This window comes from Microbacterium tenebrionis, from assembly GCF_903645325.1.
In the GTDB taxonomy this organism is placed as follows: Bacteria; Actinomycetota; Actinomycetes; order Actinomycetales; family Microbacteriaceae; genus Microbacterium; species Microbacterium tenebrionis.
In genome coordinates this window covers 16,323-29,598 of the sequence record NZ_CAHJXQ010000011.1, presented here as the reverse complement: position 1 = coordinate 29,598, position 13,276 = coordinate 16,323, and the positions used below count along the sequence as shown (strand labels likewise).

Sequence of the window (13,276 nt, the reverse complement as noted above, 5' to 3'; positions counted from 1 at the left end):
CAATGCCCGACCTCGACTCCCTCTCGATCCTGTTCATCTGGACGGCGATCGCGATCTACGCGGCGGCCTTCGTCGCCTACGCGTTCGATCTCGCACGCCGTTCCGAGGTGCATGCGGACGCACGTCTGGTCCGCGAGCGCGAGGCCGTGCTCGTCGGCGCGGGGTCGGCGGAAGTCGGGGCGGGCGGGGATGCCGTGGCATCCGACGTACCGGCATCCGATGCACCCGCGAAGCCGCGCTACGTCATGGCGCGGATCGGAACGGCGCTGACGGTCCTCGGGTTCCTGTTCCAGCTGGCGGCGACGATCACGCGCGGCATCGCGGCGGAGCGCGTGCCGTGGGCGAACCTCTACGAGTTCGCGATGACCGGCACACTGCTGGTCGTCTTCGTCTACCTGGTCGTGAACACCCGGGTCGACCTGCGCTTCCTCGGCACCTTCATCACCGGGCTCGTCGTCGTGCTGATGGGCGCGGCAGCGATCAGCTTCTACGTCGGCGTCGTGCCGTTGATGGATCCGCTCAAGAGCGTGTGGCTCGTCATCCACGTGTTCGTCGCCTCACTCGGCACGGCGTTCTTCGCGCTGGCCTGCGCGCTGTCGGTGCTGCAGCTCATGCAGTCGCGGCGCGAGCGCCGCATCGCCGAAGGGCTCGAGAAGCCGGGGCCGCGCTTCCTCGGCACGCTGCCGAACGCCGAGCGGCTGGAGGGCATGGCCTTCCGCTTCGCGATCGTCGGGTTCATCTTCTGGACCTTCACCCTCATCGCCGGCGCCATCTGGGCGCAGGACGCCTGGGGCCGCTACTGGGGCTTCGACGTCAAGGAGACCTGGACGTTCATCATCTGGGTGCTCTATGCCGGATACATCCACGCCCGCGCCACCCGCGGCTGGCGCGGAAACCCGTCCGCGTGGCTGTCGATCGTCGGCTTCACCGCCGTGATCTTCAACTTCACGATCGTGAACGTGTTCTTCAAGGGCCTGCACGCCTACAGCGGCCTGAGCTGAGGCCCGCGGCTTCGCGTCGCGTCGGTCTCGCCGCCGGAGGTGGCGCAGTAGGTCGCCATTCGCGTGTTCTGACGACCATCTGCGTCCCCGGGGCTGGAGGAACGTTTCGTGGGGGATGCAAGTGGTCGGCAGCGATGGGCGGATAGCGACCATCTGCGACCTCTGAGGCAGGCGGGAGGCGGAACGCCGCGCTCCGCCTCAGCCGAGCGGGATGACCTCGGCGTGCTCGCGGCCGTCCTCGTACCAAACGAGTTCGACGTCTGCAGCGATGCAGCTCGGCCGCGCGGTCAGGTCGCGTCGCGATGCCTGCTCGAGTTCAGTCCAGGCTGCTGGTTCCAGCGTCTTTCCGTAGACGACGGACAGGTGGAAGATCCAGTCGTCGAGCGGCAGCTCGTCGAGGCGGCGGAAATCGGTCCGCGCAACAGCGTCGGTGAGCGACGCATAGGCGCTGACGAGGGACGGCGTCCGCGCCAGACGCGTGATCACGATCTGCCAGGGCGCCGGGAACACGTCGATCGCGTCGGCGATGATCTCGATCGGATGCTGCGCCGCAGCCCAGTCGCGAACGAGCGCGGCGACCTCCACGCGCCGCTCGGGCTCGAAGAAGCCGCGGAGCGTGACATGCTCGGTGTGCGGATGCTTCGTCCCGGTCGGCACATGCGCAAGCAGCTCGCCCTGCACGTGGCGATACGCCGCGGAGACCGGTCCGGTCGGACGGAGCACCAGGTACTGCTGGCCATCGAGAGACGCGAGCTGGTCGGGGTGGGTCATGAACGGGCGTCGCATCCCCCGACGCTAACGGATCGGGCGCGGCAGGGGTCGCAATGCGTTGCCACCCGCTCGGAACAGTGACCATTTACGACCCCTGCGTCGGGGGAGCAGCTCGGGAGGTGGCGCAAATGGTCGCTTCGCGCCGCGCTCGGCGACCGTTTGCGACCCTTCCGGACCCCGGCGGGGCGGACGGAAGGACGGGCGGATGTTACGCCGTGGCGAGGACCGCGTTGGCCGATGTCGTGCGGCGCAGCGCCACCGCGACCGTGGTGACGATCAGCGACAACACGGCCCAGGCGATGAGCCCGGCGACAGCGCTGCTGCTCCCGGCGATGAGTCCGGTGAATGCCGGTGCCGTGGGGAGCATGGCCCCGATCGAGGAGAGCCAGTCGGGCACGGTGGAGATGAGCCCTGTGGCGATCGCGACGACCCCGACGAGTGCGCTGACCCAGCGACCCGCCCCGCCGAACACGGCGACGAGTGCCTGGTTGACGGCGGCGAACGCGATCCCTGCGAGCACCGCGGTGCCGGCGAACACCCACCAGGTCGCGGCGTCGTACGAGGCCACGATCTGCACGATGAGCGCCACGAGAACGCCCTGTCCTGCGCCGATCGTCGCGGCTGGCCAGAAGCCGCCGAGCGTCAGCCACGCCGACGAACGGCGCGAGGTCAGGGTCCGCGCGGTGTGCGCCCGCATCACGAGGAACGACGCCAGTCCGCCGAACCACAGCACCACAGCCGCGAGCAGGGGGATCGCCGTCGGACCGAAGATCGTGTTCGCCTGCGCGTTCGAGGTCACAGGGTCCGCGATGACGGATGCCAGCGACGTCGACTCCTGGTCGCTGAACGAGGGCAGCTGGTCGGCGGCCTGGTGCAATCCGCTCGCGAGCTCCTCATTGCCGCCGGCGAGGTCGTCGAGACCGGTCGCGAGCTCGCCCGCGCCGGCAGCCAGTGCCGTGGCTCCGTCGCTCAGGCCCGTCGCACCGGTGCCGAGCGCCATCGCGCCCGCGGCCGACTGGTCGACTCCGCCCGCGAGCTGGTTCAGGCCGTTCGAGAGATCGAAGGCTCCCTGACCGGCGGTGCGCAGCTGACCGGCCATCGTCTGAGTCGCTTGCGTGTCGAACGCGTTCAGTCCGGTGGCGGTTCCGGCAGCGGCCTGTGAAGCCATGTCCGCAGCACCCTGGAGCTCCGGCATCGCGGCGGCCATGTCCGCCAGACCGATGCAGACCGGGTCGATCTCCTCGCGGCCGACGCATGCTGCGAGCAGTCGGTTCATGCCTGCGGCCAGATCGCCGACCCCGCCCTTCACGCCGGCGGTCGCCTGCTGCGAGCCAATCGCGGCTGTGAACAGCTGATCGGGCACCAGCCCGGACTGCTCGAGTGCGCTGGCCCCGCTGCTGAGTCCGCCGCCGAGCTCGGCTGCGCCGTTCGCGGCATCCCGGGTCCCCGACGCGATCGTGCCGAGCCCGTTCGCGAGTTCCGATGCCCCCGATCCCAGCTGCGCTGCGCCATCGGCGAGCTGCGTCGCGCCGCTCGGAAGCTCGGCGGCGCCGTCGGCCGCAGAGCGCGCGCCGTTCGCGAGTTCGTCCGCGCCGTTCGCCGCCTCGCCGATCTGGTCCCCGATGGTGGTGAAGCCGACGAGGATGTTCTCCGTCGTCGCCTCGCTCAGCATCGTGCTCATGGAGGAGGCCGCGACCGTGGCGATCTGCGACGTGATGAGGTCGTCCGCGACGAGCCCGTCATCGGGCGTCGTCACCTGGATCGTCGCCTGCTCCGCGGTGCCGCTGCCGCTCGAGATCCGCTGACCGGCCGAGGTGGCCGCGGCCGAGAACTGCGACGGGATAGTCACGACAGCCTGATAGCTGCCGTCGGCGAGACCTTCGGCGGCGTCGTCCTCGTTGGAGATGACCCAGGTCAGGTTCGAGCCCATGTCGTCCGAGCCCTCGACCAGGCCGGCGGCGAGCTGGCGCCCCAGCGGCGTGTACTGGTCGTCGATCGTGACCGGCTCGTCGAGGTTCACGATCGCGGCGGTCATCGTGTCGAGCCGCTCGGTCGGATTCTGCAGTGCCGCGACGAGGATGCCGCCGATCACGGCCGGCAGCAGCAGCACGCCCAGGATCGTCAGCAGCGTGATGGGCTTGCGGGCGCGTGCCCGCTCGATGGAGAGGTTCATGCGTTCACCTCGGAGTCGGTAGCGGAGTGTCGGGGCCCCTCCTGGCCGTCGGCGCCCCCGCCTGCGGACGCAGGTGCGAGGGGGCTTCGACGGCCAGAGGGGGCCTCGGTGGAGAGGTCGAGGGTGGAAGCGGCGGGCCAGGCGGCCTCCGCCAGGATCGTGCGGGCGACGCCCGCGTCGGATGCGGTCGCGAACACCGCCAGCGGGCGTGATGCCGCGGCGTGCTGCAGCATGGCCGTCGCCTGATCGCGCTGCCCGCCGGTGAAGCGGTCGATCCCGTCGATCACGACGAGTTCGGATGCTCCGCGCAGAGCCTCGCGCAGGTCGAGGAGCGCGGCATCCGCGTCATCGACCAGCACGGTGCCGACGTGGCGACGAACCCAGGCCGCACGTCCCGGCAGCAGGTGGCCGGCGACGCGGAGCTTTCCGGCATCCGGAGCCAGACGGCCGGCGACGGCCAGCGCGACCGCGCGGTGAACGCGCGCGTCCTGACCGGTCGCGATGACCGCCTCGCCTGGTGCGAGACGCAACGACAGACCCTCGACGATCGGCGCATCCGCGCTGAGCACGAGCGCATCCGCGGCCACCACAGAGTCATCGCCCGGCCAGGAGGCCAGGTGCCGCTCGCGCTCGACGGCCTCGCCCTCGATATCGACGCTCGGCAGGATTCGCTCCAGCCAGCGCGGGATTTCCCAGGCGCGCTCGCCGAGAATCGCCATGAGCGCGGGGATCAGCGTCATCCGCACGAGGAAGGCATCGATCGCGATGCCGGCGGCGAGCCCCAGGGCGATCGGCTTGAGCGACGAGTCGCCCTCGGGCACGAACGCCACGAACACCGCGAACATGATGAGCCCGGCGGCGGTGACGACCTTCGCCGATCCGGTGAAGCCGCTGCGCACCGCGCGCAGAGCCGCAGCCCGCCGCTCGGCGCGGTTCGCGGATCGAGCGGCGGGGTCGTGCACGAAGTCCTCGCGCATCCGCGAGACGAGGAACACCTGGTAGTCCATCGCGAGGCCGAACAGCACGCCCATGAGGATGATCGGCATGAAGCTGATGATCGGACCGACCTTCGCCACGTGCAGCAGATCGGCCATCCAGCCCCACTCGAACACGGCGCCGACGATGCCGAACGCGGCGACGATCGACAGCAGGTAGCCCAGAGCCGCGGTGATCGGCACCCAGATCGAGCGGAACACGATCGTCAGCAGGATCAGCGACAGACCGATCACGAACACGCCGAACGGCAGCAGTGCCGCGCCCAGCTGGTCGGAGATGTCGATCGCGACGGCGGTGAACCCGGTCACCTTGACGTCGATGCCGAACTCGTCGAGCCATTCGTCGTGGTGCGATCGCAGCTCGCGGACGAGGTCGCTGGTGGCCGGGTCGTCCGGTGCGGTCTCGGGGATCACCTGGACGATCCCGGTGTCCGCGGTCTCGTTCGGGGTGGCCAGCGCCACCTCCTTCACGCCAGGGACCTCGGCGACGGCATCCCCGAGATCCTCCATCAGGGTGAGCGGGTCGGTCGAGGTGACGATCGTGCCGGTCAGCACGAGCGGGCCGTTGAACCCCGGGCCGAACTCCTCGGCCGTGAGGTCGTAGCTCTGGCGCGCCTCGTCGTCGGGTGCGAGCACTCCGGCGTTCGGCAGGGCGAGGTCGAGGCTGAGCGCCGGCACGGCGACGAGGCCGAGCCCGAGCACCACGGCGGCGGAGGTGACGACCGGATGCTTCGTCACGCCCGTGACCCAGCGGTCGCTGAAGCGGCGGGCGGGCTTGTTGCCCTTGCGCACCTTTTTCGGGCGCCCGACGATGCGTACCTTGAGGAACCCGAGCAGTGCGGGGGTGAGGGTGACGGCGATCGCGACGGCGACGGCGACCGCGACGGATGCCGCGATGCCCATGGTCGTCAGGAACGGGATGCCGGCGAACCCGAGCCCGATCAGAGCGATGAGCACCGTGATGCCGGCGAACACGACGGCCGACCCGGCCGTCCCGACCGCGCGAGCGGCGGACTCCTCCGGTTCGACGCCGTCGCGCACCTGATCCTGATGGCGGGCCATGATGAACAGCGCGTAGTCGATGCCGACGGCAAGGCCGAGCATGAGCGCGAGCAGCGGCGTCGTCGACGACACCGTCGCGAAGGCCGTCGCCGCGAAGATCCCGGCCATCGAGATCCCGACGCCGAGGACGGCCGTCAGCAGCGGGAGGCCCGCGACGACGAAGGAACGGAACGTCACGATCAGCACGAGCAGCGCGATGACGAGACCGACGGCTTCGGTGAGCGTCACGCCGGGGATCGAGATCGCGAACAGATCGCCCCCGAGCTTGAGCTGCGATCCGTCGGGCAGCTCGCCGCGCAGGTCGTCGACCATCGCGGTGAGCTCGTCCTTCGTCGCATCCGAGACGTCGGTGGCCTGGCCGTCGAACTGCAGTTGGACGATCGCGGCGCTCTCACCGTCGTTGACCATGCCCTCGACCATGTCGTCGTAGGGGGAGGTCGCCGCGAGCACGCCATCGAGGTCCGCGAGCCGGTCCACGGCATCCTCGATCGGCTCGCGGTAGTCGTCATCCGTGATCCGGTCTCCTTCGGCGGCGACCACGATGAACTGCGCGTTCGTGCCGCTGACCTGGGGGAACGACCGCGACAGCTGCTCGAGGCCGTCCTGCGCCTCGGTGCCGGGGATGCTGAAGGAGTTGTCGGTGCCCTGCTGCAGCACGACGGCGCCACCACCCGCCGCGGCGAGGATGATCAGCCAGGCGGCGAGCACGCGCCAGGGGTGACGGAACGACCAGCGTCCGAGGGACGACAGGAGTGTGGACACGGTGCCTCCGTGAGAGCCGACGCGGGGGTCGGATACAGAGATGTATCCGATACATATGTGTATCCTACGATTCGACGGACGTGCAAAACTGTGCGCCGGATGTGAGTTCGAGAAAGAATGGGGGAGGAGGCTTCGATGACGATTCCGGTGACCAGGCGCCGCGAGAACACGCGGGCGCGATTGATGGATGCCGCAGCCCAGGTCTTCGCCGAGGTCGGTCTCGAGGGTGCGAGCGTCGAGGCGATCTGCGAGCGCGCCGGCTTCACCCGCGGCGCGTTCTACTCCAACTTCGAGTCCAAGGACGAGCTGTTCCTGCAGCTCGCCTCGTCCGTCGCCGAGCAGCGCCTGGCATCCGTTCGCGGGCGCATCGACGAGTTCGTCGCATCCGGCGTGCTCCGTGGGGATGCCGACCCGATCGAACTCGTGCAGAAGGTCATGGACTCCGGGCTCGACGACCGCCTCGGCGTGCTGATGATGAGTGAGATCCGCATCCGAGCGCTGCGCGACGACGCGTTCGGCAAGGCCTATCTCGCCCAGGACCGTGCGATGCTCGCGAGTATCGAGGGCATCATCCAGGGCATCGTCGACTCCGGCCTGTTCGCGCTGCGCATCGACGTGCCTGCCGCCGCACAGATGCTCATGGTGCAGTGGGAGGGATGCATGGCGCGTGCCGCCGTGTCGGGGTGGGACGGCGAGAAGCTGCACCGCGCCGGCGCCGAGGCCCTGGGTCAGCTCGTCGAACTGATCATCGCGCCCACCGCTCCGTGAGCGCGCCCTGACGAAACGGGGTTTGCGGCATGAGACCCGTGCTGCACGCACCCGTCTCATGCTGCAACCCTCGTCTCGCGGGCGGGCGCAGGGCGCTCAGGGGTTCGCTGGCGCGGGCGGCGCTCAGCCGTCGGATGCTGCGAGCAGGGCGTGGCAGCGGCGCAGGCGGTCGAGCCACCAGTCGCGGCGGTCGTCGGATGCCGCGAGCCGGTCGAGGCGCGCGGCATCTGGTGTGACGCGGCCGACCGGGATCGCCCCGTCGACCGGGGAGAGATCGGCGACGTCCTCGGCGAAGAGCGCGCCGGTGCCCGGGCCGCAGTCGTATCCCAGTGGGGGCGGGACAGCGGCGAGGGCTGCGCCCTGACTGAGACCGACCGCCGTATCGAGCGCGCTCGAGACCACGGCGGCGAGCCCGGCCTCGCTGACGATCTCGAGCGCTCGCCGGATGCCCCCGAGCGGCTGAGCCTTGATCACGATGAGATCCGCGGCGCCGGCCCGAGCGACGGCGAGCGGGTCCTCCGCCTTGCGGATGCTCTCGTCCGCCGCGATCGGGATGCCCATGTACTTCACGCGTCGGTGCAGTTCGGCGAGCTCCTCCACGCTCGCGCACGGCTGCTCGGCGTACTCGAGGTCGAACTCGGCCAGGGCGTGCAGCGCGCGTTCGGCCTCGTCGACGTTCCAGTTCGCGTTGGCGTCGATGCGCACCCGCCCCTCCGGTCCCAGGGCTTCGCGCACGGCGTGCACGCGGTCGACGTCATCGGCGAGCGACTGCCTGGACTCGGCGACCTTGACCTTAGCCGTGCGGCATCCGGGGAACCGCGCCAGCACCTCGGCGACCCGTTCGGCGCCGACTGCCGGCACCGTGGCGTTGACGGGGATGCGCTCGCGCACGGGCGCGGGCTGCGTGTTCCAGGCGTAGTCGATGGATGCTGCGAGCCACACTGCCGCCTCGGCATCCGCGTATTCGACGAATGGCGAGAACTCTGCCCACCCCTGCGGGCCCTCGAACAGCAGCGCTTCGCGCTCGTCCACACCGCGGAACCGCGTCGTCATCGGCAGCGCGACCACGCGCGCGGTGCTGAGCAGTTCGTCCAGATCCGGCGTCATGGTGCCATTCTGCCCGTCTCGACGGGTCGGATCCCAGACGCTCCGACATCTGCACGGTGTGTCCCGCGCCGACATGACGGCGCGCCGCACGATCGTCTGGGATTCGGCGCGCGGCCGCAGCGTCAGAGGTGCTTCTGGAACTCGCCCATGTGCTCCGACGGGGCGAAGCCGAGGGTGCGGTTGATCGCGAGCATGTGCTCGTTCACGCCGGCGTTGTACGTGTACACCGAGCGGACCGTCGGGGCGTGCTGCTGCAGCATCCGCAGGTTCGCGACCTTCACCGCTGTGCCGAGGCGGTGCCCGCGGGCCTCGCGTCGCACGAGTGTTCCCCACTGGTAGGCGTTCCCGTCGTCGCCCGAGACGACGAGCTGCGTGTACGCGACCACGCGGCCGGTGTCGTCGAGCGCGACCGTGCCGAAGCTGCGGCGGTTCTGCCGGGCGATCAGCGTCTCGTTCGACCGGATCTCCGCCACGTCGACCGATGCCGGTTCGATGTCGAGGTCGCCGGTCGGAGCCTCGGTGTCGACGGCGGCATCGAGCTCGGCCCAGCCGCGCAGGACGTCGGCGGGGACGTTCCCGATCCACGAGCGAAGGGCGTAGCCGCCGGAGCGAGCCGCCGCAGCGGCTCCGACGTCATCGAGCAGCTCTGCGTCGAGCGGCAGCCGCAGACGGCTCTGCACATCCCCGAGTGCGAGCGCGTACCCGTGCCGCCGTGCGAACTCGCGTCCGGGAACGCCTTCGCCGTCGTCGCCGGCCGAAACCGGCCAGGATGCGGTGGAGGTCACGATGCTGCGGCCGGCCTCGCGTGCAGCGGATTCCAGCGCGGTCAGCACCGCCGAGCCCGTGCCCCGGCGTCGCAGCTCGGGCGCCACGTGCACGCCCAGGCTGGCCGTGCGGAGGTTGTCGCGGAGCGGCAGCGCGAGCCGTGCGGAGCCGACGACCTCGCCGCCGCTGCGCGCCAGATACGCCCGGCGGTCGACGGCGCGGCTGCGCTGCTGCAGCTCGTGCCTGGACTCGTTTCGCGTCCACACCGCCGAGTCGGCGCCGCGATCGGCGCGCTCGGCTGCGGCGTAGATGTCCCACCAGAGGTCCACCGCTGTCGTGTCGAAGGGGTCGACCTGGGTGAGTTCGAGCATCATGCAACCGTACCCCTATCCGTTGACCATCAATGGATCATTGACAATAGTGTGTGTCGCACAGTAATGTGATCGACATGGACGAGACGCTCGAGACCCATCTGCAGGAACTGCGGCGCGGCACGGTCGTGCTCGCCTGCCTGCAGCTGCTGCGCACTCCCGGCTACGGCTACGGGCTGCTCGAAGACCTCGAGCGCCACGGCTTCGCCACTGACGCGAACACGCTGTACCCGCTGCTGCGCCGTCTCGAGAAGCAGGAGTACCTGACGAGCGAGTGGAACACCGACGAGGCGCGGCCCCGCAAGTTCTACCGCACCTCACGAGCCGGCATGCGCCTCGCCGACACCCTCACCACGGAATGGGCCGCCCTCACCGAGGCCGTCGCGACCCTCACGAACACGGACCAGGAGGTCTGATCATGGCTGCTGCACTCACCGACCGCTATATCGGCGCCGTCACGAAGTCGTTGCCTCCCGCGACGCAGGGCGACGTGCGGGCCGAGCTGGAGGCGTCCATCGGCGACGCCGTCGAGGCACGCGTCGAACAGGGCGAGAGCCGGGCGGATGCCGAGCGCACCGTCCTCACCGACCTCGGCGACCCGGCCGCGCTCGCCGCGGGCTATGCCGATCGCCCGCTGCACCTCATCGGGCCGACGTATTACCCGACCTGGTGGCGTCTGCTGAAGCTGCTGCTGTGGATCGTGCCCGCCTGCGCGATGGTCGGAGTCGCGATCGCGAACGGCATCGCCGACAAGCCGATCGGTGAGATCATCGGCCAGGTGGCCGTCGTCGGCATCAGCACGATCGTGCACGTCGCGTTCTGGACGACTCTGGTGTTCTTCATCCTCGAGCGCACCGGTGCGGACGCGGGCACGTCGTGGAGCATCGACGACCTGCCCGAGCCGCAGGAGAGCGGTGCCGGGCGCGGCGACCTCATCGCATCGCTCGTCTTCCTCGGCCTCGCCGCCGGCGCCCTGCTGTGGGATCGTTTCGTCGGATTCGTGCTGTTCGCGAGCGACAGCGTCGACGTCGGGGTCGGCCTCGGCTCGCAGACGTCGTCGATGCCGATCCTGAATCCGGGCCTGTGGCCGTGGTGGATCACCGCGACGATGGTGCTGATCGGCGCGGAGGCGCTGCTCGCGATCGCCGTCTACGCCCGCCGCGGGTGGAGCTCCGCCCTGGCCGTGGTGAACACCGTGCTGGCGATCGTGTTCGCGGCGGGAGCCGTGCACCTCGTCGTGACGGGGCAGCTGCTCAACCCGGAGTTCCTCGCCGTGACCCTGTACCGCGACGACGTGCCGTCCGACGTCGGACAGATCCTGTCTGTGCTGCTGATCGTGGGCATCGTCGGGGTCGGGGCCTGGGACATCATCGACGGCTGGCTCAAGACGCGGCGCGCGCAGCGCGGGGCGCGGTGATCGGGCCGAGCCCGGCGGAATAGGCTGGACGCATGGTCTCCGATCTGTTCGATCCTGCCGAGTGGGTGCTCGCCCCCGGCGCCGATGCCTACACCGACATCACCGCGCACGTCACGCACGACGGCGGCATCGCCCGCATCGCGTTCAACCGGCCGGAGGTGCGCAACGCATTCCGCCCGCACACGGTCGACGAGCTGTACCGGGCGCTCGACATCGCCCGTCAGGATCCGAGGATCGGCGCCGTGCTGCTCACCGGCAACGGGCCGAGCCCCAAGGACGGCGGCTGGGCGTTCTGCTCGGGCGGCGATCAGCGCATCCGTGGCCGGGACGGCTACAAGTATGCTTCGACAGGCTCAGCAACCGAGGGCCCAGCATTCGCTGCCTCGTTGGGCCGTCTGCACATCCTCGAGGTGCAGCGGCTGATCCGCTTCATGCCGAAGGTCGTTATCGCCGTGATTCCCGGGTGGGCCGCGGGTGGCGGGCATTCGCTGCACATCGTCTGCGATCTCTCGATCGCCTCCGCCGAGCACGGGAAGTTCAAGCAGACGGATGCCGATGTCGGCAGCTTCGACGCCGGCTACGGCTCGGCGTACATGGCGCGGCAGACCGGGCAGAAGATCGCCCGAGAGGTGTTCTTCCTCGCCGAAGAGTACTCGGCGCAGCGCGCGTACGAGATGGGCACGGTCAACCGGGTCGTCCCGCACGCGGAGCTCGAACGCGAGGCGCTGTCGATGGCGCGCACGGTGCTCACGAAGTCGCCCACCGCGATCCGCATGCTGAAGTACGCGTTCAACGCCGTCGACGACGGTCTCGTCGGTCAGCAGGTCTTCGCCGGCGAGGCCACGCGCCTGGCCTACGGCACGGACGAGGCCGTCGAGGGCCGCGACTCCTTCCTCGAGAAGCGCGATCCGGACTGGTCGTCCTTCCCCTGGCACTACTGACCCATGGTCGCCCTGGTCACGACGTCCGCGGACGACCCCGCGCAGCTCCAGCGCGACCTGGAGCGCGCCTTCGACGGCGGCCCCGCGATCGGGCTCGGGATGCTGGGGGAGCAGCCGCCCGAGGTCGAAGACGGCACGGCCGTCGTCATCGGCACGTCCGGATCGACCGGCATCCCCAAGCGCGTCGTCCTCAGCGCCGTGGCTCTGCGCGCGGGTGCGGAGGCGACCGCCGAGCGGATCGGCTCCGGACGGTGGCTGCTCGCATTGCCCGCCGGTTACGTCGCCGGGCTCCAGGTGATCGTCCGCTCGATCCTCGCGGGCACGAGTCCTGTGCTGCCGTCCGGTGGATTCTCGCCGCGATCGTTCGCCGAGGCCACGCTCGGGATGCCGCCGAGCGGCCCGCTGTTCACCTCGCTCGTCCCCGCCCAGGTCGCGACCCTTCTGGATGCCGCAGGCGAGACGGCCGTCCTCGCGGCGCTGCAGGCGTACGACGCGATCCTCGTCGGGGGCCAGGCCCTGCCCCAGCCCGTGCGGGAGCGCGCGGCCGAGCTCGGCGTGAAGCTCGTGCGCACCTACGGATCGACCGAGACGAGCGGCGGCTGCGTCTACGACGGCATCCCGCTCGAGACCGCTGCCGTCCGGGTCGAGGATGGCGAGCTGCAGATCGCCGGCCCCATGCTCGCGGACGGCTACCTCGGCGACCCCGCGCTCACGCAGCGCACCTTCACCCGCGACGCGCACGGTATCCGCTGGTACCGCACCGGTGACCTCGGAATCGTCGAGGATGGCGTCGTGCGGGTGCGCGGCCGGGCCGACAACGTCATCGTCTCCGGCGGCGTCAACATCTCGCTCGACCGGGTCGAGCGCATCGTGCGCGGCATCCCCGGGCTCACCGGAGCCGTCGTCGTCGGCGTCGAGGATGAGCGCTGGGGTGAGGCATCCGTCATCGTCGTCCAGCGCGGCGAGGCGCTTCGCCGCAGCGCGTCCGAGCAGCTCGAGCACGCGCGGGCGGCCGTCGCCGACGAGATCGGCAAGCCGGCGCGGCCGGCCAGGCTCATCCTCGTCGACGAGCTCGCGACGCTGTCGTCCGGCAAGCCCGACCGTGAGGCGATCCGGCGGATCGCCGCCGAACTGCGCTGAGGC

General features: G+C 70.2%; 11 protein-coding genes. 6 read left to right on the top strand and 5 right to left on the bottom strand.

Annotated elements, in window-relative coordinates; genetic code table 11:
- Positions 1-2: 2 nt before the first annotated feature.
- Positions 3-1,001 carry a c-type cytochrome biogenesis protein CcsB gene (gene ccsB / locus HWX58_RS12890; protein ID WP_175988366.1) on the top strand — a complete coding sequence of 333 codons (999 nt, stop codon included), beginning with the start codon at positions 3-5 and terminating at the stop codon, positions 999-1,001.
- A gap of 198 nt (positions 1,002-1,199) precedes the next feature.
- Here ccsB and HWX58_RS12885 read toward each other — a convergent pair whose 3' ends face one another.
- From HWX58_RS12885 to HWX58_RS12875, 3 genes are all read right to left on the bottom strand, one after another.
- Entirely contained in the window at positions 1,200-1,787 is a 588-nt protein-coding gene (locus HWX58_RS12885) for a 2'-5' RNA ligase family protein (RefSeq protein ID WP_250646241.1), read from the bottom strand.
- 193 nt (positions 1,788-1,980) lie between these two features.
- Positions 1,981-3,945: a YhgE/Pip domain-containing protein gene (locus HWX58_RS12880; RefSeq protein ID WP_175988363.1), complete on the bottom strand. Its 1,965-nt coding sequence runs from the start codon at positions 3,943-3,945 to the stop codon at positions 1,981-1,983.
- Positions 3,942-6,764, bottom strand: a complete 2,823-nt coding sequence (locus HWX58_RS12875) for an efflux RND transporter permease subunit (RefSeq protein ID WP_175988361.1) — start codon at positions 6,762-6,764, stop codon at positions 3,942-3,944. Before HWX58_RS12875 ends, HWX58_RS12880 begins: the two co-directional genes overlap by 4 nt.
- A 135-nt stretch (positions 6,765-6,899) precedes the next feature.
- On the opposite strand from HWX58_RS12875, the gene HWX58_RS12870 reads away from it, so the two are divergent.
- Complete coding sequence (locus HWX58_RS12870; RefSeq protein ID WP_175988359.1) at positions 6,900-7,532, top strand: TetR/AcrR family transcriptional regulator; 633 nt, start codon at positions 6,900-6,902, stop codon at positions 7,530-7,532.
- A 123-nt stretch (positions 7,533-7,655) separates the two neighbouring features.
- Here the strand turns inward: HWX58_RS12870 and HWX58_RS12865 are convergent, their stop codons facing one another.
- Both HWX58_RS12865 and HWX58_RS12860 read right to left on the bottom strand, forming a co-directional pair.
- Positions 7,656-8,639: an o-succinylbenzoate synthase gene (locus tag HWX58_RS12865; RefSeq protein ID WP_175988358.1), complete on the bottom strand. Its 984-nt coding sequence runs from the start codon at positions 8,637-8,639 to the stop codon at positions 7,656-7,658.
- Positions 8,640-8,761: 122 nt separating this feature from the next.
- Positions 8,762-9,775, bottom strand: coding sequence for a GNAT family N-acetyltransferase (locus HWX58_RS12860; RefSeq protein ID WP_250646240.1), 1,014 nt, complete (start codon positions 9,773-9,775; stop codon positions 8,762-8,764).
- 77 nt (positions 9,776-9,852) lie between these two features.
- Here HWX58_RS12860 and HWX58_RS12855 point away from each other — a divergent pair, with 77 nt between their 5' ends.
- From HWX58_RS12855 to HWX58_RS12840, 4 genes are read left to right on the top strand one after another with little or no spacing between them, the layout of a single operon-like run.
- Positions 9,853-10,191 (top strand): PadR family transcriptional regulator, encoded by a 339-nt coding sequence (locus HWX58_RS12855; RefSeq protein ID WP_175988440.1) that lies wholly within the window; start codon positions 9,853-9,855, stop codon positions 10,189-10,191.
- Positions 10,192-10,193: 2 nt separating this feature from the next.
- Positions 10,194-11,192 carry a permease prefix domain 1-containing protein gene (locus tag HWX58_RS12850; protein ID WP_175988354.1) on the top strand — a complete coding sequence of 333 codons (999 nt, stop codon included), beginning with the start codon at positions 10,194-10,196 and terminating at the stop codon, positions 11,190-11,192.
- A gap of 32 nt (positions 11,193-11,224) precedes the next feature.
- The gene (locus HWX58_RS12845; protein WP_175988352.1) at positions 11,225-12,133 is read left to right on the top strand and encodes a 1,4-dihydroxy-2-naphthoyl-CoA synthase; all 909 of its coding nucleotides are present in this window, start codon (positions 11,225-11,227) and stop codon (positions 12,131-12,133) included.
- A gap of 3 nt (positions 12,134-12,136) precedes the next feature.
- On the top strand, positions 12,137-13,273 hold the full coding sequence (locus tag HWX58_RS12840; RefSeq protein WP_175988350.1) for an AMP-binding protein: 1,137 nt from the start codon (positions 12,137-12,139) through the stop codon (positions 13,271-13,273).
- The last annotated feature ends 3 nt before the right edge of the window (positions 13,274-13,276 follow it).

What these genes read in the sequence shown, in the direction of transcription:
- ccsB (WP_175988366.1), top strand. Translation starts at nt 3, where the DNA reads ATGCCCGACCTCGACTCCCTCTCGATCCTGTTCATCTGGACGGCGATC.
- HWX58_RS12885 (WP_250646241.1), bottom strand. Translation starts at nt 1,787, where the DNA reads ATGCGACGCCCGTTCATGACCCACCCCGACCAGCTCGCGTCTCTCGAT.
- HWX58_RS12880 (WP_175988363.1), bottom strand. Translation starts at nt 3,945, where the DNA reads ATGAACCTCTCCATCGAGCGGGCACGCGCCCGCAAGCCCATCACGCTG.
- HWX58_RS12870 (WP_175988359.1), top strand. Translation starts at nt 6,900, where the DNA reads ATGACGATTCCGGTGACCAGGCGCCGCGAGAACACGCGGGCGCGATTG.
- HWX58_RS12865 (WP_175988358.1), bottom strand. Translation starts at nt 8,639, where the DNA reads ATGACGCCGGATCTGGACGAACTGCTCAGCACCGCGCGCGTGGTCGCG.
- HWX58_RS12860 (WP_250646240.1), bottom strand. Translation starts at nt 9,775, where the DNA reads ATGCTCGAACTCACCCAGGTCGACCCCTTCGACACGACAGCGGTGGAC.
- HWX58_RS12855 (WP_175988440.1), top strand. Translation starts at nt 9,853, where the DNA reads ATGGACGAGACGCTCGAGACCCATCTGCAGGAACTGCGGCGCGGCACG.
- HWX58_RS12850 (WP_175988354.1), top strand. Translation starts at nt 10,194, where the DNA reads ATGGCTGCTGCACTCACCGACCGCTATATCGGCGCCGTCACGAAGTCG.
- HWX58_RS12845 (WP_175988352.1), top strand. Translation starts at nt 11,225, where the DNA reads ATGGTCTCCGATCTGTTCGATCCTGCCGAGTGGGTGCTCGCCCCCGGC.
- HWX58_RS12840 (WP_175988350.1), top strand. Translation starts at nt 12,137, where the DNA reads ATGGTCGCCCTGGTCACGACGTCCGCGGACGACCCCGCGCAGCTCCAG.